14 protein-coding genes are annotated in these 24,433 nt (G+C 61.3%); 5 read left to right on the forward strand and 9 right to left on the reverse strand.

The genetic code is table 11. The annotated features are described in order from the left end of the window. Positions 1-5: 5 nt before the first annotated feature. Positions 6-1,496, forward strand: a complete 1,491-nt coding sequence (locus LZ496_RS07370) for an aldehyde dehydrogenase (protein ID WP_249904001.1) — start codon at positions 6-8, stop codon at positions 1,494-1,496. 33 nt (positions 1,497-1,529) lie between these two features. Here LZ496_RS07370 and LZ496_RS07375 read toward each other — a convergent pair whose 3' ends face one another. The 3 genes from LZ496_RS07375 to LZ496_RS07385 all read right to left on the reverse strand — a co-directional run bounded on the left by LZ496_RS07375 (position 1,530) and on the right by LZ496_RS07385 (position 5,374). Beyond that, entirely contained in the window at positions 1,530-2,915 is a 1,386-nt protein-coding gene (locus LZ496_RS07375) for an HlyD family type I secretion periplasmic adaptor subunit (protein ID WP_249904002.1), read from the reverse strand. Further along, on the reverse strand, positions 2,912-4,669 hold the full coding sequence (locus LZ496_RS07380) for a type I secretion system permease/ATPase (RefSeq protein WP_249904003.1): 1,758 nt from the start codon (positions 4,667-4,669) through the stop codon (positions 2,912-2,914). The genes LZ496_RS07375 and LZ496_RS07380 overlap by 4 nt, the downstream gene beginning before the upstream one ends. 69 nt (positions 4,670-4,738) lie before the next feature. Beyond that, on the reverse strand, positions 4,739-5,374 hold the full coding sequence (locus tag LZ496_RS07385; RefSeq protein ID WP_249904004.1) for a LuxR C-terminal-related transcriptional regulator: 636 nt from the start codon (positions 5,372-5,374) through the stop codon (positions 4,739-4,741). A 418-nt stretch (positions 5,375-5,792) separates the two neighbouring features. Here LZ496_RS07385 and LZ496_RS07390 point away from each other — a divergent pair, with 418 nt between their 5' ends. After that, positions 5,793-9,452 carry a DUF5801 repeats-in-toxin domain-containing protein gene (locus LZ496_RS07390; protein WP_249904005.1) on the forward strand — a complete coding sequence of 1,220 codons (3,660 nt, stop codon included), beginning with the start codon at positions 5,793-5,795 and terminating at the stop codon, positions 9,450-9,452. A gap of 112 nt (positions 9,453-9,564) precedes the next feature. Here LZ496_RS07390 and LZ496_RS07395 read toward each other — a convergent pair whose 3' ends face one another. Next, positions 9,565-9,906: a helix-turn-helix domain-containing protein gene (locus tag LZ496_RS07395; protein ID WP_249904006.1), complete on the reverse strand. Its 342-nt coding sequence runs from the start codon at positions 9,904-9,906 to the stop codon at positions 9,565-9,567. A gap of 438 nt (positions 9,907-10,344) precedes the next feature. On the opposite strand from LZ496_RS07395, the gene LZ496_RS07400 reads away from it, so the two are divergent. Together LZ496_RS07400 and LZ496_RS07405 are read left to right on the forward strand one after the other, a co-directional pair. Continuing rightward, a complete protein-coding gene (locus LZ496_RS07400) occupies positions 10,345-10,617 on the forward strand; it encodes a DUF5818 domain-containing protein (protein ID WP_249904007.1) in 273 nt (90 codons plus the stop codon). Between the two features lie 15 nt (positions 10,618-10,632). Next, entirely contained in the window at positions 10,633-13,743 is a 3,111-nt protein-coding gene (locus tag LZ496_RS07405; RefSeq protein WP_249904008.1) for a S8 family serine peptidase, read from the forward strand. 71 nt (positions 13,744-13,814) lie between these two features. On the opposite strand, the gene LZ496_RS07410 is transcribed toward LZ496_RS07405, so the two are convergent. From LZ496_RS07410 to LZ496_RS07430, 5 genes are read right to left on the reverse strand one after another with little or no spacing between them, the layout of a single operon-like run. Next, entirely contained in the window at positions 13,815-15,764 is a 1,950-nt protein-coding gene (locus LZ496_RS07410) for a serine hydrolase domain-containing protein (RefSeq protein ID WP_249904009.1), read from the reverse strand. Continuing rightward, positions 15,761-17,248 (reverse strand): serine hydrolase domain-containing protein, encoded by a 1,488-nt coding sequence (locus LZ496_RS07415; protein ID WP_249904010.1) that lies wholly within the window; start codon positions 17,246-17,248, stop codon positions 15,761-15,763. Before LZ496_RS07415 ends, LZ496_RS07410 begins: the two co-directional genes overlap by 4 nt. A 26-nt stretch (positions 17,249-17,274) precedes the next feature. Then, positions 17,275-18,315, reverse strand: coding sequence for a DUF1611 domain-containing protein (locus tag LZ496_RS07420; RefSeq protein ID WP_249904011.1), 1,041 nt, complete (start codon positions 18,313-18,315; stop codon positions 17,275-17,277). Next, the gene (locus tag LZ496_RS07425) at positions 18,315-19,448 is read right to left on the reverse strand and encodes a dipeptidase (RefSeq protein WP_249904012.1); all 1,134 of its coding nucleotides are present in this window, start codon (positions 19,446-19,448) and stop codon (positions 18,315-18,317) included. Before LZ496_RS07425 ends, LZ496_RS07420 begins: the two co-directional genes overlap by 1 nt. 58 nt (positions 19,449-19,506) lie before the next feature. Next, positions 19,507-21,384, reverse strand: coding sequence for a CocE/NonD family hydrolase (locus LZ496_RS07430; protein WP_249904013.1), 1,878 nt, complete (start codon positions 21,382-21,384; stop codon positions 19,507-19,509). A gap of 259 nt (positions 21,385-21,643) precedes the next feature. On the opposite strand from LZ496_RS07430, the gene LZ496_RS07435 reads away from it, so the two are divergent. Beyond that, on the forward strand, positions 21,644-24,412 hold the full coding sequence (locus tag LZ496_RS07435; RefSeq protein ID WP_249904014.1) for a TonB-dependent receptor plug domain-containing protein: 2,769 nt from the start codon (positions 21,644-21,646) through the stop codon (positions 24,410-24,412). Positions 24,413-24,433 lie beyond the last annotated feature (21 nt).

Here is a 24,433-nt window from a genome sequence, read left to right on the forward strand (position 1 = left end):
GTTAGATGGAACAGCAAAGCATCCAGGTGCCCGGCTACGGGGCCATAATGATTTGCGGCAGCCCGTTTATCGATGGGCGTTTCCGCAGCGCGCAAAGCGATGAAACCCTTGTCACAATCAATCCAGCGACCGGACAGCCGATCGCGTCGATAGCTGCGTGCGGCGCCGCCGATGTCGATGCAGCCGTTGCTTCCGCCCGGAAGGCCTTCGAAGACGGCCGCTGGAGCCGGCGTTCTCCCAAGGATCGCAAGCTGGTCCTGCAGCGCTTCGCCGACCTCCTCGATGAGCATCGGGAGGAGCTCGCACTTCTGGAAACGCTGGAGGTCGGAAAGCCGATCAGTGACACGCGCTCCGTCGACATCCCGAAGGCCGCTTACATGATCCGCTGGTACGCCGAGGCGATCGACAAGCAATATGGCGATGTCGCTCCCACGGGCCCAACTGCGCTCGCACTGACCACTCGCGAGCCGCTCGGCGTCGTTGCGGCGATCATACCCTGGAACTTTCCGTTGTACCTCGCCGCCTATAAGCTGGGCCCGGCCCTGGCCACTGGGAACTCGGTGATCCTGAAACCCGCCGAACAGTCGTCGCTGACCGCCCTTCGTGCGGCGGAGCTCGCGGTCGAAGCCGGCCTTCCTGAGGGAGTCTTCAACGTTGTGACCGGCAACGGCCTGACCGCCGGCCGTGCCCTCGGCCTCCACATGGATGTGGATTGCATTGCCTTTACCGGCTCCGCGCGAACCGCGAAGGTATTTCTCCGCTACGCTGGCGAATCCAATATGAAAAAGGTGCAATTGGAGGCCGGCGGCAAGTCGCCCAACATCGTCATGCCGGATGCCACTGACCTCGACGAGATCGCGCGGCAGGCAGCCTGGGGCGTTTTCTACAACGCCGGGCAAGTATGCAGCGCGGGAAGCCGCCTCCTCGTCCATCGCAACGTCCATGACGAGCTCCTCGGCAAAATCGCCGATGTCACCGCCGAGATGAAGATCGGCGATCCCCTGGACGAGGCCACGCAGATCGGCGCGCTGATCGACGAGGCCCAGCTACGCAGAGTGCTCGGCTATATCGAGCAAGGGAAACTAGAAGGAGCCGAGCTTGTAGCCGGCGGCAATCGTACCCTTCTGTCCAGCGGCGGCTACTTCGTCGAGCCAACCATCTTCGCCGGCGTATCCAATCAGATGGCAATCGCCCGCGACGAGATCTTCGGTCCTGTCTTGTCCGTGATCGGGTTCGACAGTGCCGACGAAGCAATCAGCATCGCCAACGATAGCGATTTCGCGCTCGGGGCAGCGGTGTGGACCTCGAGCATCGACACCGCGCATTCGGTATCCGCTCTGCTCCATGCCGGCCTGGTGTGGGTCAACAACTATGATGCGAGCGATCTCACCGTACCCTGGGGCGGCTTCAAGCAGACCGGGACAGGCAGGGACAAATCGCTGGAGGCCATGAATGAATATACCGGATCGAAAACGGTCTGGATCGCACGCCGATAGGTCGAATCATTGAGCTGAACTAGCTCCCACCAATCAATGCTCCCGGAAAGCCCTCCACATGGTCTCGGTCAAAGGCTCAAATGCATATTGGAGCGCTGTCCTCTTTTTGAGAGGAATTAGGACAGCGACCGGAGCGCCTGCGCGTAGCTCAAAGTCCTTGCCGCGGACCTCCTGCAGCTTTCGAATCTGTTCCGCCGATACTCGCACCTCGGCGGTGTAGAAGACGTCTCCACTTTCCTTGTCAGTCAGGCTGTCCGCCGAAAGTTTGGTCAATGTGCCCGTAATCACGGGTATGTTGCGATCGTGCAGGCCGAGGAAGCGGACCTGCGCGTCCTGACCGATCCTGAGGTCGTCGGCATCATCGATCGACACGCGAGCCCCTACCACAAGATCCGATTTATCCGGGACGATGTCCATCAGCGTCTGGCCCGGAGCGATGACACCGCCGACGGTGAAGACGTTGAGGCCAATAACCGTTCCACTTACGGGCGCCCGGATCTTGAGGCGCTCCAGCTGGTCTCTTGCCGCGCGATACTTGGGCGTCAGCTCGCCAAGCTGGAATTCGACGTCGCGCAATTCAGCAGATGCGCGTTCGCGGTAGGATTTCTCCGCCTCGATCTGGCGAAGCCGGCCTCCACTCGCGGCCGAGCGCGCCTCGGCCACATTGGCCTGATATTGCCCCCGCTGGCCTTGGAGGTCGGCCCTAGCCCGCTCCAGTGCACGCATTCGCGATTGGGAGACGAATCCCTTGTCGGCGACTGGTCGCAAGGCGTCGATCTCAGCCTGGATCAGGCGCTCTTGCTCCGCCGAAGATGTCATTTTGGACTGATAGCCTGACGCGCTCTGGTTGGCTTGGGAAGACTGCTGCCCCAACACCTGCGACTGCGCCACAAGAGCCGACCGACGAGCCGCGTACTCGCTCGACTGGAGGCGAACTGCTTCCGGAATTGCCTCCCGCAACGACCCGTCCGCGCTTGCGAATTCCGAAGGCCATTGAATGGCTGCGGCACCTGACAGTTCCGCGTTCAGCCGTGCCCGCTGGGCTTGCAGGTTCACTACCTGCGCCGCGAACGCCCGCTCCTGCGCACGGACTTCGGCGCCAGCCAGTTCGACCAGCGTATCACCCTTCCGGACTTGCTGACCTTCGACGACTTCGATCTTTGCGACCACGCCTCCGTCGCGATGCTGGACCGACTGACGCTGCCCGGACACAACGAGTTGACCGTTGGCGTAGGCAGCGGAGTCCAGCCGGGCGAATGCGGCCCAGCCCAGGAACACCAGGAAGAATAGTGCCGCAACGATGATTCCGAACCGTATTTCCCGGCGCTCATCGTCGATCGGCAAACTGTCTAAGCCGTCACCATAATCATCCGGGATCAGCGCCAACTCCCGGGGGCTCACCGTGAGATCCTTGCTCATGACGCCTTCTTCTGCCCGCCCGCTTGTCCAGGAGCTTCGATCGGCGTCGCCGATGTGCCGCCCAGCCGAGCCATGATCTCGTCGCGTGTGCCGAAAGCTTCGACCTGGCCGTCACGCATGACAAGGATTTTGTCGACAGCCGCAAGCACTCCCATCCGGTGCGCAACCACGACCACGCCCGCGTTTCGAGACCTCAACGCGACCAAGGTTTCGATCAATTGACTTTCGCCGGCGGCATCGAGGTGGGCATTGGGTTCGTCAAGCAGCACGATAGGCGGATCGCCATATAGCGCACGGGCAAGCGCAATTCGCTGCGCCTGCCCCGCCGACAGCCCGCGCCCGCCCCAGCCTAGCGGGGAGTCGTATCCGTTCGGGAGGCCCAAAATTAGTTCGTGCGCCTGGCAGTATTTGGCAGCCGCGATCACCCTCGCGTCAATCTCGCTCATGTCGCCGTCGGATCCCTGCTGAAATCGAGCGATGTTTTCCTTCACCGTGCCGGCAAATAGCGAGACGTCCTGCGGCAGGTATCCGATGAATGGCGCGAGCCGTTCCGGATCCCAATCAAGCATGTTGGCATGGTCGATCCGGATGATGCCCCGATCGGGGCGGCCGGCGCCTGCCAGCAAGCGCAGCAGCGTGGACTTGCCCGCTCCGCTTGGGCCTACCACCGCGATCACTTCCCCTGGCTTCAATTCCAGGCTGACGTTGGCAAGAATGGCGCCGTCGCCTGCCGGCTTTGCAACCCACAGCTGCTTTGCATCCAGGCGCCCCTCCGGCGGGGGCAACTGCGTCAGTGCCGTTTCCGCTTCCCTCGCGCCGAGCAGGCTGTTCAACTTCTCATAGGCGGTCCTGGCGTTAACGACGGATCGCCAGGAAGATAGCAGCTGCTCGACCGGTTGCAGTGCGCGGCCAGCGAGAAAAGATGACGCAAAGACGGCGCCAGCCGAAATGCTGTTGTTGATGGCCAGCCAGGCACCAAGACCAAGCGCCATTGATTGTAATGCCAGACGAAGAAATTTGCTGATGGTGACGTAGCGGCTGGAGGCCAAGCTCGCGAAGGTTTGCTGGGTGGTCATCAGATTGCGTTCGGCGAGATGGCGGCGGACCATTGCCCTACGCATCCCGAGCGCGCGGACGTTCTCCGCACCGGCGAGAACCTGCTCCTGGCTGGCATAAGCTCGGGCAGCGGCCTCATTCGCACGTTGCAGCGGCTCGCCGATCACCTGCTGGTTGCGATAGGCAATTACCGCCAGAAGCACTGCCCCGACGAGAACCAGCAAGCCGATGAAAGGATGAATGACGAGGCAGACCAGGATGTAGATCGGCGTCCAGGGCGCATCGCACAAGGCAATGATCGCTGGGCCGGTCAGTGCCTGCCTAAGCGTATCGAACTCGCGCATGGACTGTCGCGCCACGGCGTCGAATGTCTTGTCCCGCCGGGCAAGGCTGGTGTCGAGCATCACGCCGGCGAGCTGGCGATCAAGCCGGATCGAGGCCCGAACCAGCAACCTCGAGCGTACGAAATCGAGCAATGCCAGCGTGATCAAGCCAAACAGCAGCACCAGTGTCAGAAAGAACAGCGTCAGCCCGCCGCGGGTCGGTATCACCCGGTCGTAGACCTGCAGCATGTAGAGCATCGGAACCAGGAAAAGCAGGTTCAGCAGCGCGCTGAATGCAGCTACGCCTATAAAGTGACGGCGGCAAGCGCGAAGGGCGCTCGCTATCAACTCCGTTGGTGCCGCAAAATTCAGCATCGAATTTGCGTACCTCCCCCCCTCAAACGCAACGCCACAGAGGCGAACTTCTGACCTGCTAACTCTTGCTCAAATTCCAACGTCCACAAGTTCTAATCGTCCCAGTAATGCGGTCGTGGCGCTCACCCGATTATGGACGCCGAGGGTCCGGAATGCGGCATTCACATGCACCTTCACGGTACCTTCCGATATCCCGAGTGCATTGGCAATCTGCTTGTTTGACTTGCCTGCGGCAACCAGTTCCAGCACTTGCTTTTGACGAGCCGTCAACCTTGCGTCCGCAGCCGAGCCGTGAGGGGGCGCGATGTCCGGAGAATTATGATCGCCTGGTAACGGCGTTACGAAGACATGGCCTTGAGAGATCGACTTGAGCGCATGTTCGAGCTCCGCGGCCGAACTGCTCTTGGGGATGAATCCATGACTTCCGGCGGAAAGTACCTCCAAAATCGTATCTCGGTCGCATCCTTCGGCGATCACCAATATCTTCGCTGAAGGCCAGGCGTCACAGAGGCGGCGAAGCCCGCTTACGCGCTTCATCCCGGGCAAATCATAGTTGACCACTGCCAGGCCGACACGTGATCGATACTGGCCGAAAATTCCGCTGGCCTCCCTGAAGTTCCTGCAGACCAGCACTTTGGAAAAGCTTAGGCAGGTTTCCATGATGTGAAGGAGCCCGGCGCCGCAGAGGGCGTTTTCGTCGGCCACGATTGCTACGTGATGATCACGAGCCAAAGCATGTCCCCCGCATTTACCCGCCGTCCTCGCAACTTGATGAACGAGCAAGCCGACATTCCGGTCTAAGTGGTTGTAGGATCGAATTAATCCCCAAACAATATATCGAAAGTTAATGGCCGATCGGAATGGCGCGATGCGGACTGCCCTCCGGACCTATACAGTTTGTAATAGTCCAGACTGAATAGAGACTATGTATATCTCTATAACTAAAAATATATCTGCAAACAGTCATAGTAGAATAGTTACGAATCCATAGTCCGTAAGGCAAGTCGACAACAATATATTGATCGATGTAAATAAAACACATCATTCCAACCCCTAAATCAGTGGGTTGGTCTCCAATCTTGGCTTGCCGGTTGTTTCCCGGCAGCGAGCAGGGGGTATGATCATGGCTATCACGATCAACATCAACGGAACGGTAACGTATGACGAGTCCGTCGGCGCACAGGTTGGCGGAGTCGCAGTAGGCCAGGAAGACAACAACGATAATGACGTTGCGATCGGCACCCTGCCATCAGCATTCTCCACGCGGCTATTCAACGCGCTTCAACTCAACTTGAGCAACACGCTGGCAACCAGCATCTCGGTAGCCAAGAGCGCGGATGATTACATCACCCTCACCGGGTCTGGGTCAGTCGTCAGCCTCAACTTCACGACATCGGCCGGCGCGGCACTTCCCGTTTATGCCGGAGTGGCGACGGGCGGCGCGGCCAGCAATTTGGTGGCACTCGATGGCGGAGCCATCAGCCTGTTCGCTGACGCCAGCCTCGGCGGTCGACTCGTGCTCGGCGTGGACGCGGACAATGACATCGTGTTCGCCCTATTCCTGGACCCGAATGCGACCCTGACCAGCGCCAAGGTCTGGATGGTCCAGTTCGAGGCATTGGATAACCCGGACGATGCCGACTTCGACGACATGATTGCCATGACGGGGCTTGGCGTCGGCGCCGGCGTGTCGACAGCCTTCGACTTCAATGCCTTGCCCTCGGGACAGAATTTGTTCGGGACGGTGGGCAATTCAGCCACGGCACTGATCGTCTATGGCATCGACACCCATCTCAACGCTGACGGGTCTTTCACCAACACCAGCGACACGGTCAACACGTCGAAGGGCGGTGGACCAACCACGATCGGCATTGACAACCAGATGTTCGATCCGGGGGATGGCGCCTTCTTCACCTTCGTGAAGAATCCCGTCACCAATTTCCTGGCGGGTGCTCCAGGAGGGCTCGACCAGAACGAAGCCGATCTTGCCGGAAATATGCAATATACCGGCGGAACGCTCGAATCCGACGGCGGCTTTGTCCAGATTTCGCAGATCCAGGGCAACAGCCTGGCAACGATGACGATCGCCGCCTACAACATCGACGGTTCGCCGCAAGGGGCGGCATTGATCGCAGAAAGCGGCCAGGCGGAGGATCTCATCGCTCTGGATCGGATCGTGGTCAAAAATGCGGCCGGCCAAGTGCTTGAAGACAGCGATATTGCCGGACCGCAAAATCCCAACATCAACATCACCATCGACGCGAACGGCATCGCGACGATCACTGGTCTTGGCGCCGGGTATAAGGTTGAATTCTATACTGCCAGCCAGGCCGTGAAATTCGACCAGGTGAAGATTACCGGAGTTGCTGGCAAATTCGACATCGGCGGCTTTGGCGTCAACGAGGCGACAGGAGTAACTAAGCCGCTGACGGGCGTACAGTTCGAGGACGACGGGCCCAGTGTCGACCTGGTCCTGAGCGGCACTGCCGAACTGCGCGTCGATGAGTCCAAGCTCAATGCTGTCGACACGATCGACATCGGCGGCGTGGGCGGCCTGCTGTCGACCAACTTGGCGACGTTCGGAACCGACGGCGACGGCGGTGGAGGCGCGCCCGAGTATAAGCTGACGCTTGGCGCGGACGTGACGAGCGGCCTGCTCGATACGGCTACCGGCCTTGAGGTGATCTTGTCCATCAACGCGGGCGGAACGCTGATTTCGGGCAAGGTCGATGACGGCGGCCTCGTGGACGTATTCACGATCGCCATCGATCCCTCCACCGGCACGATCACGCTGACGCAGATGCGAGCGTTGGTGAATGGCGATCCGACAGATGGCGACGAAGCGGATACTCCGCTTGGGCTGGCGGTCGGGACGGTTGGTGTCCAGCGGACCGTTACCGACGGTGACGATGACACCGCCAGCGACACGGTCGACATCAGCCCGATCTTCAAGTTCGAAGATGCGGAACCTTCGCTACAGCCGGCCGGTGAGGCCGTTCCGGACCTGATCACCGACGACACCGATATTGGCGTTCCTTCGTCGGACACTGTCTCGACGGACGACATCTTCCCGCTTCCGCCAATTTTCGGGAGTGATGGTCCCAATGCGGACGACCCAATCGTCTACAGCCTGCGCGTACAGGGGACGGACCCCAACAGCGGACTTGTTGACACGGCGACCGGAAGGGCGATCCTTCTGAAAAAGATCGGAGCCGACGTGGTCGGGATTGTCGACACAAACGGCAATGGCGCGATCGACCTCACGGAAACGACGGTGGCAATTCGCTACAGCCTTTCCGACGCGCCCGACCCCGCGGATCCCCAAACCGAGATCGTGACGTTCACCCAGTACCGGTCGGTCGTGCACGGCAATATCAACGATCCAAATGAATCGACAACGCCGGAGACCATCACAGCAGGCCTTGTCTTCATCGATCAGACGGCAATTGACGGAGACGACGACGTGTCGGCCAAGGTCAGCTTCGACCTGGCATCCATCACCCAGCTGCTGGACGACGGCCCGACGATTGGGCCGATACCGGACGGCGTAGTAGATCTCACGATCAACGACTTTGTCACCAACTCGCTCCTCGGCGATGTGAACAACGACCCGAAGACGTCGCCCTATACGATCACCGACTATACGGCGTCGCTAACGGTCGGAGGCGTACCGGTGCACGGGGTGCTCGCGGCCAACGCCCAATCGGTGAAATATTGGGCAGATACGAACGGAGACACGATCTTCGGCAATCCGGGCGACACGGCCTATTATGAGCTAACGCTCAATCAAACGGCCAATAGCGGCGCGGGCAGCTACACCTTCACGGTGCTGATCGATCCGCCACCGGCCCTGACGGAGTTCGACTTCTCCGACCTCCCATCGGGCCAGAACCTGTTCGGCGCCATCGCGCGGGACAAGACCGACCTCGATGGGCTGGTGCTGTTCGTTCTGGGCAAGAATGCCGACATCAACGATCCAGGCGACGGTCAGATGACCAACACCAGTTCGACGGTCAACACGTCCAAGGGTGGCGGTCCGGTTACGATCGGCAACACCAACCAGATGATCGATCCGGGCGAAGGCACCTATTTCGCCTATCTGTCCGATGCCGTCACGCCAATGATCGCGGGCGTTACGGGCGGATTGACCCAGAACTCGGCCGACGACGCCGACACCATTGGCTTCGGTGGTACTATCGGTGCCCACACAGCACAGGTGGAGATTGTCCAGGTTCAGGGTGGTGGCACCGTGACGATGGACATCAAGGCCTACGATCTCGACCTAACCGCCAACTATGGTGCGGACGGCGTTGTTTCGGATGCGGAGGCGAGGGACTTCGTTGAATCGCCGCTGCTTCCCGCGGATGACCCGGTCAATATCATCGCGGTTCGCGTTTATAATGCGAGCGGCGTGCTGATCGAGGAATGGGTGGATCCGGAACATGACGGCACCTATGCGAACCCCACCAATTCCGCTTCAGTCAATGTGCAGTTCCTCGCAACCGGCGTAGCTGACGTCTTCTATGCCCGTGTCTCGGGCGTCAATGACGACTATATGATCGAGTTCGAGACCGAGACCCAACACGACATGGCGCTTGTCGAAGGCGTCGCCGGCAAGTTCGACATCGGCGGCTTCAACATCATCGAGCGCCAGGACATTCCGGACAATGAGCTCGCTTTCGAAGTCACGGTAACCGACGGTGACGGGGATACGGCCAGCGACGACTTCACCATCGGCATCGATGGGACCGGTCAGTACGACAACGGTATCATTGTGATTTAGAGATACAGGGTTGGAGCGCCGCTGTCGGTTCGAAGAACCCCAGCGGCTTCCTTCCACTGTAATACCTAAGCCAAAGACGCACCGCCCCCCGCGCTTGCGTCTTTGGCTGACCTTATTCCAGCGCCAGCTTTGTCATCGCTTCCATCAGCCTAGTCATTCGCCTGGCGCGGTCCGGGCTCTCTTCCCACAGCTCCCGTAGGTTGCGCTCCACTTGCGCCCAGGCCGCGTCCCTCTTGGTCGCCGGCCTGGCGGCTTGCGGGTCGAGCCCCAGCACGCGGCAGATCTCCACGACATTATGGCTCATCGTGCGGAACTCACCGCGACAGATGCGCCCTACCTGACTCGGGTGGACGCCGGCTAACCGGCCAATCTCGGCGGCCGTGAGCCGTTGTTTTTTCAGGGCAAAATGAAGCCGCTGACGCAGATCATCTATTTCCGCGCGACTCAATTTCATGCAAATTAGCATAATAATTAGCGAGCAAATTTGCAATTACTTGAATATGGTTAACGCATTCTTTCACGCTCATCTCAAAAGTGAGCGAAGCGGGCCGGATTTCACCGGCAGCGTCAGCAGGTGCGAGACCTCAGCTCGCATTCCTCATCAGATCAGGGGCGATGTGTCCGTGAAACGCTGGACACGCTCGGGACTCGGCACATCAACTCCACCAGCGTCGAGACTTCCTCTCTCTCCGCGCGAAATCAACAATAAAATTAAGATGTTGGCTCGCGTCGATAAGAATTTCTTAACCAATTTTTCGGACAATTTGGCTGCCAATGAATGTTGCGAGCCAAGAAAGTGACTTCTTTTGGAGCACGGCGCGCTTCGGCCGCGCCAGCACGTCGCAAATCGCTAGGTCTTGCGACACTAATTCTGGCGAGTGGGGCCTGCGCCATGAGTAATGGCGATGCTGCAGCCAACAATTCGTCAAGCAATGGCGAAGCCCGCGTAACCATTATCGGCAAACTCACGAATGAAGGCGTCGAATGCCAGGCCCTGAGAGGGGACGATGGCGAGTTGTACACATTGCTGGGGGGGGAATTAGGCGACCTGCCTGTTGATACTCGAGTGCGCGTCACTGGCGAACGGGTGGAATTCTCCATCTGCCAGCAGGGAATCACCATCCAAGTCCAAAGCATAGCCCCAGCTGATCCGCGTGGAACTTGATTAGGAGCAGCTTGAATGCAACGGACTTTCGCCCGCGATTATTTCGCCTCGGCGTCGTTACTCGAATATAGTTCTGACGCGGACGGTCCCGAACCGTTCTACATGCCTTCCGACGGAATGGTGTCGTCGCAGTGGCACCTCAAGAACACGGGCCAGACCGGCGGAACGGCCGGAATCGACCTCAATGTATCAGCGGTGTGGGACGATTATACCGGCGCAGGAGTCTCGGTTGCCGTTTATGACGACGGCGTCGATTTCACCCATTCCGACCTCGACGACAATTACGACGCATCCCAGCATTTGGTGATCAACGGCACGACCTATTCGGCGATGCCGACGACGGGGTTCCACGGGACGGCGGTTGCCGGACTGATTGCCGCCGAGAACAATGGAACAGGCACGGTCGGCGTGGCCTATGACGCAAGCATCACTGGCGTTCCGATCCTGCGATCTTCCCAACAGGCAGACCTGCTCAGCTCGCTTTGGCAGATGAACCGCTTCGACATCGTCAATAACAGCTGGGGCTACAACTCGGCCTTCTACGTGAACGCCAATTCGTCCGATCCCTTCTGGGCAAGCTTTGAAGGCGCGCTCGTCAACGCAGGAACCGGGCGCGACGGGCTCGGCACGATCCTGGTTAAATCGGCCGGAAACAATCGCGGTTCGGGCTTCGACACCAACTACGATAATTTCACCAATCATCGCCAGGTGATCGCCGTCGGCGCGGTCGATCATAATGGCGCCGTCAGCTATTACAGCACGCCGGGCGCCAACTTGCTCGTCGTGGCGCCAAGCAGCACCTATGGCGTGGGCCTGACGACCACCGATGTCGCTGGCGCGTCAGGCAACAATAGCGGCGACTATATCACTGGTTTCACCGGCACCTCGGCTGCCGCGCCCCAGGTTAGCGGCGTGGTAGCCTTGATGCTGGAGGCGAACCCCGATCTCGGCTGGCGCGATGTCCAGGAGATATTGGCCATGTCCGCCCGGCAGGTGGGCGATCCCTCATCGCTGACCGGGTCGGAGAAGTACCAATGGTCCTATAACGGCGCATCCAACTGGAACGGCGGTGGGATGCATTTCTCGAACGACTATGGCTTCGGTCTCGTCGATGCGCTGGCGGCCGTCCGGCTTGCGGAAAGCTGGACCTTGCTTGGCACCTCGGCCAACGAGATCAAGGTCAGTATTTCCGCGGCCATGAACACCTCGATCCCGGACAATGGCAGCGTCACGTTCCAGCTAGCGCTATCCCAAGACATATTGATCGACCATCTGGAACTGACGGTCGACATCCTGCACCCGAACCGCGGCGACCTGGTGATCACCCTGACATCGCCCGACGGAACGACGAGCATCTTGCTCAACCGGCCGCTCAACGGGACGGACACGACCGACAATCTGCTGTTCCGCTTCGGCAGCAATGCATTCTGGGGGGAGCTGTCCGCAGGGACCTGGACGGTGACAATCAGCGACGCGAGCGGCGGCAACGTCGGTACGGTACAGTCGCTGAACCTGGCCGCCTATGGCGACAGCCTGACCGCGGACGACCTTTACGTCTTCACCAATGAATATTCGACGATCGGGAGCGATCCCGCACGCTCTACCCTGACCGACAGCGACGGCGGCATCGACATGCTGAACGCCGCGGCAGTCACGATTGGTTCGATCCTGGATCTGAGGTCCGGCGCGACCAGCACGATCGCCGGCAGATCGCTCAAGATCGCCAATGGGACCATTATCGAGAACGCCTATGGCGGCGATGGCGCGGACCTGATCATCGGCAACAGCAGCGCCAACAAACTTTATGGCGCGCGCGGAAACGACACGCTGGACGGCGGAGCCGGGAACGACACGCTGGACGGCGGGGACGGCAGCGACATCGCCCGATTTGCCGGCAATCAATCGCGCTATACGATCGTTGCGGAAAATGGCGGCTACCGCGTCACCGACAGCCAGTCGAACGGCGATGGCAGCGATTTCCTGACCAACATTGAAAGTCTGCAATTCTCCGACGGGTTCGTTTCGCTGGGGGGCGGAACACTGCCTCCTCCGCCTCCGCCGCCACCGCCGCCGAGTTCGGACATCAACGGAACCGCCGGAGATGACGTGCTCGACGGCAGCTCGAGCGATGAGAAGCTCTACGGCAAGGAAGGCAATGATCGCCTGAAGGGCAGGGCCGGCGCCGACCGACTGGACGGTGGAACAGGGATCGATGTCGCGGACTTCAGCACCTCATCCGCCGGGGTCACGGTGAACCTTGCGACCGGTCTCGCCAGCGGCGGCGACGCGGCCGGAGACTCGCTGTTCTCGATCGAAAACATCGACGGCAGTGCATTCGCAGACACTCTGACCGGCGATTCCGGATCCAATCGGCTATCGGGCGGCGCTGGCAACGACACCCTCGACGGCGGCGCGGGCGCGGATAATTTGCTCGGCGGCGCGGGCGACGACCTCTATTACGTCGACAATAGCGCCGACGTCGTCACCGAGGCTTCCGGCGAGGGCGTCGACACCATTGTTTCTTCCCTTTCCTGGACTCTGGGCGCCAATGTCGAGAATCTGACCTTGGTAGGGTCGTCGGCAATCAACGGCACCGGTAACGCCCTCGCCAACTCGCTGGTCGGCAACGGCGGAGCCAATACGCTGGATGGTGCGTCCGGCGACGACTTCATCCAGGGCCTCGGAGGAAATGACACGCTGCTTGGGCAGGCCGGCAACGACCGGCTTGAAGGCGGCGATGGCGCCGACTTGCTGATCGGTGGCGCGGGTCGCGATACCTTGGCCGGCGGGGCCGGCGCCGACCGCTTCGATTTCGATGTCGCCGGGGATTCCGCCGTTGGTTCGGGCGACCAGATCCTCGATTTCGTCTCGGGCCTGGACAAGATCGACCTGTCGACCATGGACGCCAAGACGGGTACGAAGAAGAACGACGCGTTCCAGTTCATCGGCACTGGAGCCTTCACCGGCGCCGCCGGCCAGCTACGGTACGAGACGGTCGATTTGGCGGGTACGTCCGGCGACTACACGAAGATCACGGGTGATTTGAACGGCGACAAGATCGCCGATTTCGAGATCATCCTTTTGGGCAGCGCTGGCACGCTTCACGCGACCGACTTCATCTTGTGAAGCGAAGTCTTCCGATCTTGCCCTTGTAGCGGCCCACCCCGCGAAGGCGGGATGGGCCGTCACGTTAGGCCTTAGTCTTCGAGATACACATACTGCGTCTGCTGACCGTCGTTGATCGTCAGCGTACGCTTGCCGTCCTTGGTTCCCACCAGCGCATCGACGCCGATGTTCCCCGGGCCGACCGAGATGATCGAGGTTGTGCCGTCGGCATTCTTGCGGGTCGCGATTGGTCCTTCGACAAACCCGGCCTTGATCCACTTCTGACCTCCCTTGTCGGAGATCGTGATCTGCCCCACGGACGGGTCGCTGTAATGGCCCGCCAAGTTGCTCAGGACCGCGCCATCGCCGGGATAGGTGAGCCTCTCGCGCCGTGATTTCGCCTGAGCCTTGATCCGGGCCGCCGCCGCGGCGACGTCGCGCTCGGCTTCGGGCTGGCCATCGTAGAGGACCTCCAGCAGGCGCCGCAGAACGGGGCCGAACAATTGTGCGCCCGGATCGGAGTTGGTCAGGATGACCAGCCCGACTTCGGACTCTGGAAGCGCAAACCAGGTGCTGTGATAGCCAAGCAGGGTGCCGCCATGGGTGACGACTTGCACTCCTGAAGCATCGCGCTGGAACAGGCCCATGCCGTACCAGCTATCCGGCCCTACCTGGACGCCCTTCTCGCGCCGGGCGACCAGATTCTTCTCGCTTACCAGCCGCTTGCCATCAAGGACGCCCTTGCCCAGCTCGAGCTGAACGTATCGGATCATGTCCTTGGTGGTGGCGAAGGCCGCACCGGCGGGGCGATAGGGATAGGGCGAGTAGTTGAAGTCGTTCGACATCAGCGTGACCTGACCATCGACGTTCAAGCCATGCGGCGCGGCCCAATTGCCGGCCATGCCCTTGGCATAGTCGAAGGTGCTGTCCTTCATACCCAGCGGCTTGAAGATCTTCTTCTCCATCGCTCGGTCATAGGCGGCGCCCAGTTCCATCTTCGGATACAGGATGTGCCCGCCGACATAGCCGGCGGCCGAGGCCATCTGGTTGCTGTACTGGAAAAGGTCCCCGAACTTGCTGGTCGGCATGGTCGCAGCGAGCTGGGTGAAGGTGTCGGACGCAGGCAGGCCCTTGTTGCCGAGGATGAATGCGAAATCCTTGCGCGGCAGGCCGGTGCAGGCGCAGATCAGGTGCTTGACCAGCACGGATTGCGTGACTTCGTCATTGCCAAGCCGGAACTCGGGATAGAGATCGACGACCTTTTCGTCCCAGCGCAGCTTGCCCTCGTCGGCCAGTACCGAGAGGAGCAATGTCGTGAGCCCCTTGGTGTTGGAGGCGATCATGAACTTGGTGTTCTCGTCGACCTTCTCGGGCGAGCCGAGCGCGCGAACGCCGAAGCCGCCCTCCCAGACCACCTTGCCATTATCGATCAGCGCAAAGCCGATACCAGGCACTTCCAGAGCCTGACGGCTCTTCTCAACGAAATCGGTGAGCTGCTGGACGCGCTCGGGCGTGAGTTCATGCGCGGTCTTGCCCGCGAAGCTTTCCTTCTGGAAGCCGGCCGGGTGCAGCCCTTGCGCAACTACCGACAAGGCGGCGGAGCGCTTGGCGGCAGTACCGGCCGAGCCATCAACGAGCAGCACGGTCCATGCGGTTCCCTTGCGAAGCGCGGTGGCCGAGCGGCTGGCGCGCTCGCTGGGCAGCGTTTCATAAGAGAAGCTCACTCGCTCATCCCAGCCTTCAGCGGGCGGCGCGCTGTTGGTGGTGCGAAGCGTTGGCGCCGCACCTGGACGAACGACTTCCCAGGCCTTCGCCACCGCATCCTTGGCATCGGCCGCGGCGCCGATATCGGCTACGACAATGCGCAGGTCGCCTTCGGGCGCGGTGAAGGTCAGAGCCGGGCCCTGCTTCGACGCGTTCCAGTCCTTTGGCTGGACATATTGCGCGCCGCTGGCGAGCTTGCCAGGCGTATCGGCAGGGACAGTCTGGGCATAGGCCGCGACAGGTGCGCAGGAGAGCGCGAGTGCGAGCAACAGCTTCATGGATGCTTCTCCTCAGGCGGAACGAGATGGTAGAGAACATGGGGTTGTGAACTGAACGACAGCCGCCAGCGACCGTCAGCTCCGTGGAAGCGCAACTGCTCAAAGGGCCCGCCGGCGCGGGCGCCGGTGACCTGTTCGAACTGCATCGGGCCGACCCGCTTCCAATAGGTGGTGCGGCCCTCGCTGGTGACGATGACGCCGTTCGCGCCGGAGGCCGCAACCTTGAGGTCGCGCTCCGGATTGGCCGGCTTCGAATAGTCGCGCCGGTTACCGCGATAGGCGCCGAGCGGCAGTTTCTCGTCGGCTGGTGCCGCCACCTGGGGCAATGACGTCACCGGGAATAGTCGGCCGATCAGCGCCTCGATCAGTTCAGTGCGTCCGCCATAGCTGCCTTGCCCGCCCGTCTCCGACACGAAGAAGCCTAGGTCGGCTTCAGGCGACAGGATCATGTTGGAATGGAAGTCGCCGGTGTTGCCGCCATGGCCGACCATGCGCGGGCCCTTCTCGCGGACGACGAAGAATCCGTGCGCCATGCCGGGCATGCCGGTCGCGTTGGCGAAGGAGTTCGACGTTAGCAGATCGACCGATTCACGGCGCAGGATCCGGGCCTTGCCGATCGCTCCGCCGTTCAGGATCGCAATCATGAAACGCGCCATGTCGGGCGCACCGCTGGTGCCTGATCCGGCCGGCATCACCGGGCTGAACAGTTCGAACGGCTTGGCCTCAAGCTTGCCGTCCTTGTAGCGGTATCCGGTCGCCATGCGCGGTGCGAGCGCTGCGGGAAGCGGCTCGCGGAAGGTCGTCGAATTCATGCCCAGCGGCTGGAAGATGTGCTTCTCGACATAGTCCGCGAAGGGCTCGCCCGAGACACGCTCGACGATATAGCCGGCCAGGGCGGCGCCATAGTTCGAATAGGAAATCTCGGTTCCCGGCGCCCAGACGCGCTGCGGGACGCGTTCCTTCAGCCATTGCTGATAGGGAATGAGCTTGTCGACGGACGGTGCGGTGAGCCCACCCTGGTCGCTCATCCCCGGCGTATGCTGGAGAAGGTCGCGAACGCGGATCGGCTTGCCTTCGAACTCGGGAATCTTGAAGTCGATATAGCTGTTCACATCCGCGTCGAGGTCTACACGGCCAAGTTCCACCTGCTGGAGCAGCGCGGCCCAGGTGAACATCTTGGAGACCGAACCCGGACGGAACAGCGTCTGCTGCGCATCGACCGGGATGCCCTTGTCGACATCCTGAAACCCATAGCCGCGCGCGAAGACGACTTTGCCGCGATGGACGACGGTGACGACCGCACCGGCGACTTCGCGGGTGGCAAGCTGTTGCGCCATCACGCCGTCAACGAAATCTTCCAGGCCGTCGATGCCGACGGGCGCAACGGCATGTGTTGTGCGCGATCCGCTGGCGGCCGTGGCTGGGGACGCCAGCACGGTGGTGCCGAGTAGGACGGCGGCGATCAATTTAGAGCACCGGTTCATTTGTGAATGTCTCCTTTGCAGGATTGTCAGGCGAGGCAGCTGGCGACCAGCGCGTCGAATGCGGGGCCGCCGCGGATGGGATCGGCCACCGGCAAGCAGAGCCGACGGCTCTCCCTTGCCATCAGCTCTGCCGCCTCTGCGTCTTCCAACGCGGAAGTGTTGAATGAAAGGCCGGCGCAGCGGATCGCGGGATTGGTACGCCGCCCCAGCAAGGTGGTGAGCTCGATGATTTCTCCCACGCTGGTCAGCTTGTAGCCGGCGGTACCCAGCATCTCCGTCCTGCCAGGTTCATGGCAGACAACGAACACGTCGGGCTGGCTTCCGTGGAGCAGGCCGAGCGAGACCGCCGCATAGGACGGGTGGGTGATTGCGCCCTGCCCTTCGATCACGTCCCAATGCTCCGGATCGGCATCCGGCGAGAGCAGCTCCGCTGCACCTGCCTCGAAATCCGAAACGACAGCGTCCATCGGCATTCCGCCGCCCGAGATCATGATCCCGGTCTGGCCCGTCGCCCGAAAGTCGACATCGACGCCACGATCCTTGAAGGCCCGGGCCAGCGCGAGCGCCGTATATTTCTTGCCGAGCGCACAATCGGTGCCGACGGTGAGCAACCGCTTGCCGATGCGCTTGCGGCCGGACCCAACCGGGATCTTCGACGGGGGCACGCGCACGTCGATCAGTCGCCGTCCAAGCCGAGACGCCGTCTCAGCAAGTTCCGGGATGTCGGCCAGGCGCATGTGCAAGCCGGCGACCAAATCGAGCCCGGCTTCCAGCGCTTCGATCAGCGAGGCACGCCAGTTTGCTGGGATCACCCCGCCAGGGTTGGCCACGCCGATCAGCAATGCACGGGCGCCGCGGGCATAGGCCTCGGCCGCGCTCAACTGATCGAGGCCCGTGGTCACCGTCGCACCGGCCAGCCGCAGCTCGCCGACGCATTTGTCCGGCGCCCAGTCGCGGAGGCCGAACGCCGTCTTCGCGTAACCCGAGACCGTGGTGTCCCCCAGGAACAGCACATAGGGATGCGGAAGCAAGAGCGCGCCAACCATTCGATCCACCGGAGCGTTCATCAGCCGCCCCAGGTAGCGGTGAGCAGCCGCTGGAAATTGCCGCCGAGCACTGCGTTGATGTTGGCGTTGGAGTAGTTGCGGCGGATCAGTTCTTCGACAAGGTCGTACATCTTCAGCGGATGGTCGAAACCCTCGATGTCGATCTTCTCGCGAAAGGCGTAGCTGTCCTTGTAGGCGCCGCGCAGCATCTTGTTCATTTCGGGCGAGGTGTCGTCATATCCGTAAAGGTCGGAATCAGTGCCGATGCCGACATGGTCGATGCCGACCAGCTTCACGACATGGTCGATGTGATCGGCATAGTTCACGATCGTCGTCGGATCGGTCTTGCTCACGAAATTGCGCACCCCGGTGATGCCCATCACGCCGCCCTTGGCGGCCATCGCCTTGATCGCCTCGTCGGTCTTGACCCGGGGATGGTCGATCAACGCGCGGCAATTGCTGTGGGTGATCGCGATCGGCTTCTTGGAAATCTCAATGCCGTCGAGTGTGGTGCGATCGCCGCAATGCGAGACGTCCACCAGCATGCCGACCTTGTTCATCTCTTCAATGATCGACGCTCCAAAATCACTGACGCCGCCGTCGATACGGTCGGTGGAGCCCGATCCGATGCGGTTCTGCGAGTTGTATGTGAGCTGGGAGCAGCGCAGGCCGAGCTCGTAGAACATCTTCACATCGGCAGGCCGATTGAATTGGTCGGCGTTCTGCAGTCCCATGATGACCGCGACCTTGCCGTCCTTCTTGGCGCGCAGGATGTCGGCGAACTTGTCGACGCCGACCAGCACATGGCTGTTCCGTGCAACATAATTGCCCCAGGTCGCGAGGAAGCTTAGCGCTTGCTCGCGGCCGTTGTTTCCGCCGATGCCAATTGCATGATGGATCGCGTTGATCCCGCTGGCGCGGAAATCCGCGGTCATCTGCTCGCTCATCGGGACGCTGTAGAAGCTTGGCTCGAAGTCGATCTTGATCGGCGCAAGCATATCCACGACCAACGATCCGCGGACGAGTTCGACGGCCCGCTTCGAATATTGGCGTTTCGAATAGGGGCTGACCGGAAGGCTGGCTTTCGCCACATATGGAGCGGCGACTGCCGCGCCTGCTGCGGCGCAAATCGCCTGGCGACGAGTCAAAAGCATCCGATTCCCCTAAGACAAGTATTTTCTAATCAGGATCGTAACATCCCAATTAGAAACGTCAACGCTTGGCGCTCACCACCGGAAGTTCGACATAGGACTGCCCGTGATGAACGACATTGTCGGCCACCTGGCCCTTGCTCTCGCTCTCGTTGGGGCCGCCCGTGTTGAGGTTGCGGACGAACTTCGGGAAGTTCGACGAGGTCACCTCGATGCGGATGCGATGCCCGGCGCCGAAGCGGATGCTCGTCGCAATCGGGGAGGGCTTGATCGTATAGGTCTCGCCGGGCTTCATCATCGCCGGCTTGTCGAAGCCGTTCCGATACCGGGCCCGAAAGATGGTGTCGCCTATGATCCAGGCCGTTCCGTCAGGCGCGACGTCGACCAGCTTTACCGCGAAATCGGTATCGGGCGCGCTGGACGATACGTTCAGCACCGACTCGACGAAGCCGCTGACTTCAAGCGGCTCCTTCAGCGGTTCGCTCGAATAGACGAGCACGTCGTTGCGGGCTTCCACTCCGCGCTGGTCGAACGCACCGGGGACGACGATTCCGCCATTGCAGCAATCGCCGCCGCCGACGGTGGGTACCGGGTTCATCGGATCGTAGCGGAAGCGATCGGACTGGCCGGCAGACGGTATAGTCGCGACCAGCCGGCCGCCGCCATTCAGGCTGTTCGCGTCGCCACCACTGCTGAGATAGAAGCGCATCATCTGCGTGCCCTTGGGCGGCCAGCTTTCGTTGCTGCGCCACTCGTTCGCGCCCATTGCGAAATAGCGAACATGCGGCGTTGAATCCGGGAAGGCCTTTGCGTCGCCCTTCAGCCATCGATCGAACCAGCCGAACACCGCGCCATCGACATCGAAGCTGGTGTCGCCCATCGACCGTTCGCCGACGGTCGTGTCCTTACCAAGGCGCGCATAGCCGCAATGGGTGTTGGGCCCTACGACAACATATTGGTTGGCGGCCGCTTCTGCGTCGGTGGTGGTTGAGCGGGCGTGATTGAACAGCTCCATGTTCGGGCCGATCGACACGTCGTACCAGCTGTTGAACCACAGTGCCGGAACGCCCCACCCCATATCCTCATGATAAAGGCCGCCCTTGCGCCAATCCGGATCGTCGGGCGTGCGTGCAATGAGCCTATCGAAGGTCTGCGGCGGCTCGCCCAAGGTCTTCAGCATGTCCGCCACGGGCAGATATTTGATGTGCTTGTTCCACTCGACCTTGGGCTTCAATGCGGCGAGGTCGTTGTTGAGCGTGGCGCGGGCCCGGGTCGCCTCGTCGATGTCGGCGGGAAGCTGCGCGCGGATTGGATTGTCGACGCCGTAGAGCCAGACGAAGAACAGGCTGCGCGGCACGCCGCCGGTGTACCAATTGCCCTGCTCCTGGAATCGGCCGACCTTGCCGATCCCGGCGCCTGCCGACATCGGCACCATTGCCGCGTGCGCCGGATGATTTTGCGCGGCCAGCGCGAGCTGCCATTCGGCGGACGAAGAGCAGCCGAGCGTGCCGACCTTGCCATTCGACCAGCCCTGCGATGCGATCCAGCTGAGCGTGTCGTATCCGTCGGTTTGCGGATAACCCAGGATCTCGTACTTGCCTTCCGAGAAATAGCGGCCGCGCTCGTTCTGGACGATGAAGACATAGCCGCGCTTCACCGCCTCGATCGCATAGCGCAACGACGATCCCTTGAGCTTGTGCTCGTTATAAGGAGTCTTCCACAGGATGACGGGTAGCCGGCCCCGGGCGCCCTTCGGCGTATAGATGTTAGTCGACAGGCGGATGCCGTCGCGCATCGGCACCAGGACGGCGGTCCGTGAATCGGCGGTCGCTGCTATCTCGCCCTCAAGCGCCTCCGGCGAATATTTGGAATAGTCCTGGGCGCTAACGGCCTGCACGGCGGAAGTCGCGAGAAACAAGGCAAGCAACGGACGCGACATCGTCAACTCCATATCCGCGCCGCGCATGATTCGACGCGCATTCAGGGGACCTGATTGATGTCGATTAGTCAATGTTTAGAAAATTTCCGTCCATTTTGGGATACTTAGGCCTAATCAGAAAATTATTGTCCCAATCGGATCAGTGTGCAACGATCCTGATCAGAAAATGGAGCCGCCATCAAGCGGTCCGCTTCGGGAGGGTGATTCGATGAATAGGGTTGTTTCCAATCTGGCCTGCAAGTTGGTCAGGGGGGCCAGTTTGTCCGCACTTGCTGCGGGAATGCTCATTGCAACGTCGGCGGTGGCTCAGGACGCGCCCGAATCCGATCCGACGATCGAGGGGCAGGATGTAGCCTCGGACACCAGTGAAGAGAGCGGCGACGATATCGTCGTAACCGGTTCGCGCATTGAACGCGCTGGCTTCGACCAGCCGACGCCGACGACGGTATTCGGCGAAACACAGATTGAGCAGTCGGCACGGCAGAGCCTGCAGATGTTCCTGGTAGACCAGCCGCAGGTCCGCCCAACCAACCTTCCCACTGCCACCATCGGAAGCACCACCGCCGGTACCGCGGCGGTCGACCTCCGCGGAATGGGCTCGGGCCGAACGCTGGTCCTGCTCAACAGCCGGCGCTTCGTCGGCGAGGGCAATATCAACTTCGTCCCGACCAGCCTGGTCAAGCGCCTCGACATCGTGACCGGCGGCGCTTCGGCGGCCTATGGTTCGGGCGCCGTCGCGGGCGTGGTCAACATCATCCTCGACGATGAGCTCGAAGGGCTGTCGGTTGGCGCACAGACAAGCGTTTCCTCACGCGGAGACGGAGAGCAGTACAAACTCGAAGGCTCATTCGGAACCGAGTTCGCCGATGGCGCCGGACACTTCATGGTCGGTGCGGAATATCTCGACGACCGCGGCATCCGTCCGGAAGGCCGGCTTGAGCGCAAGGGCACGAACCCCGGCGGCTTCGTCACCGCCAACGGCGAGCGCACGCTCTACGCAGACATCAACGGCAGGACGAGCTCCGAAGGCGGTCTGATCCTCAACGGCGTGCTGGCCGGCCAGACCTTCAATCCCGACGGCACGCTGCGCCCGTTCCAGGGACCGGACGCGCTGGGCCGCGGCGGCGCAGATGCGTCGAGCACCTTCGATCACACCTATCTCGCGTCGCCATCAAAACGGTTCAACGCGTTCGCGCGGGCCAGCTTTGACATTGGCAGCTCGACCGTCTGGGCCGAGGGTTCCTGGGGGAAAGTAGACTCTGACTATGTCTTCTTCCACGACTTCACCGCACCGGCGGTAACGGTCCAGGCTACCAATCCCTTCCTGTCGCAGACCATCCGTAATCAGCTCGCAGCTGCGGGGCAGACGAGCTTCACCCTTGGCCGCCTCTACACCGACATCCTGCCGATGAACTTCAATGGCGATCGTGACAGCCTCGAGGGGGCGATCGGCATCAACGGAAGTCTCGGCGGCAGCTGGAACTACCGGGCCCACTACAGCCATGGCGAAATCGACACGCGCAGTGCACTCGAGAACAGCCGGGTCGAACCCAACTTCGCACGCGCCGTGCAGGCCGTTTTGAGCGGCGGCCAGATCGTCTGCGCAGTCAACGCCGACGCAAGCACGGCCAACGACGATCCTGCCTGCCGTCCGCTGAACATTTTCGGCCAGAACAACGCTTCTCAGGAAGCGATCGATTATGTCACCGCCACGCAGGCTACCGAATCCATCCAGAAGCTGGATTCGACCGGCCTTGAGGTGACGGGTTCGCCATTCTCTCTTTGGGCAGGCGATGTGAGCTTCGCCGTGGGCGCCGAGGCGCGCTGGGAGAAGCAGGCAACGGTCCGCGACGAACGCACGCTCCAGGGTGGCTTCGGCCTCCCTGTCTACACGGCGGGCAACGACATCGAAGGCAAGTTCAACGTCAAGGAGGTCTTCGCCGAAACTGTCGTTCCGCTGCTGGACATCGATAATTTCAAGGCGGAGTTCAACGGCGCCGCGCGCTATTCGGACTACAGCACCAGCGGCGGAATCTGGACGTGGAAAGCGGGCGGCACGGTCCGCTTGTTCGACGACCTCCTGCTTCGCGCAACTCGTTCGCGTGACATTCGCTCGCCGAGCATCGACCAGCTGTTCGCCGTCGATCGCGTTACATTCGCGACGATGGTGGACCAGAACCCGCCGGCATCGCCCCCACCAGGCTATACCGCGACGCCGGCGCTCGTGGCGACCCACAGCGGCGGCAACCCGGACCTGACGCCTGAAATCAGCAAGATGTGGACCGTCGGCGCGACTTATTCACCTTCGTTCCTCAGCGGTCTGCGGCTTTCGGTCGATTACTACGATATCGAGATCACCGATGCTCTTGGCGCGCTCAACGGCTCGAACCTGACCTTGGCCTGCCGCCAGGGTCAGCAGGCAGCCTGCGACAGGGTTCTTCGTGACCCCGTGACCCAGACCGTCACCGAGGTCTTCTCGAACCAGCAGAACATCGCCGAGTTCGCGACGAGCGGAATCGATATGGAAGTTTCCTATATCACCCATGTCGGTGCGCTTGTCGGGGACGGCGCGGGAACGGTGACCGTCCGTGCGCTTGGCAACTATATCCGCGAACTGGTCACGGATAATGGCATCACGCGCCTCGACAATGTCGGAACCGTCGGCGACCTCAACGGCAACCCGCCCTTCCGCGGCGTTCTAACCGCCGCATATCAGCAGGAGCTCTTCGGCTTCAACGCCAGGGTTCGCTACATCGACGGCGGCAAGTATGACAAATATGCGGACGGAGAGCGTGTGTCCCCGGGCGGTTCGTTCGTCCCCGGTCACTCTTCGCTGATCACCAACAACGACGTCGACGCGAGGACCTATGTCGACATCGGCGCCCAGGTAAGGCCGACTGAGAAGGTCGAGCTGTCGTTCAACATCACCAACCTGTTCGACACCGACGCACCGGTCTCTCCGCAGGCAAGCGCTCACTATGAAGTCCTGGGCACCTACTTCAACTTCGGCGTGAAGGTGGATTTCTAAAAAAGGAACCCCACCTTTCCA

Source organism: Sphingomonas caseinilytica (genome assembly GCF_023516455.1).
Classification (GTDB): Bacteria; Pseudomonadota; Alphaproteobacteria; order Sphingomonadales; family Sphingomonadaceae; genus Sphingomicrobium; species Sphingomicrobium caseinilyticum.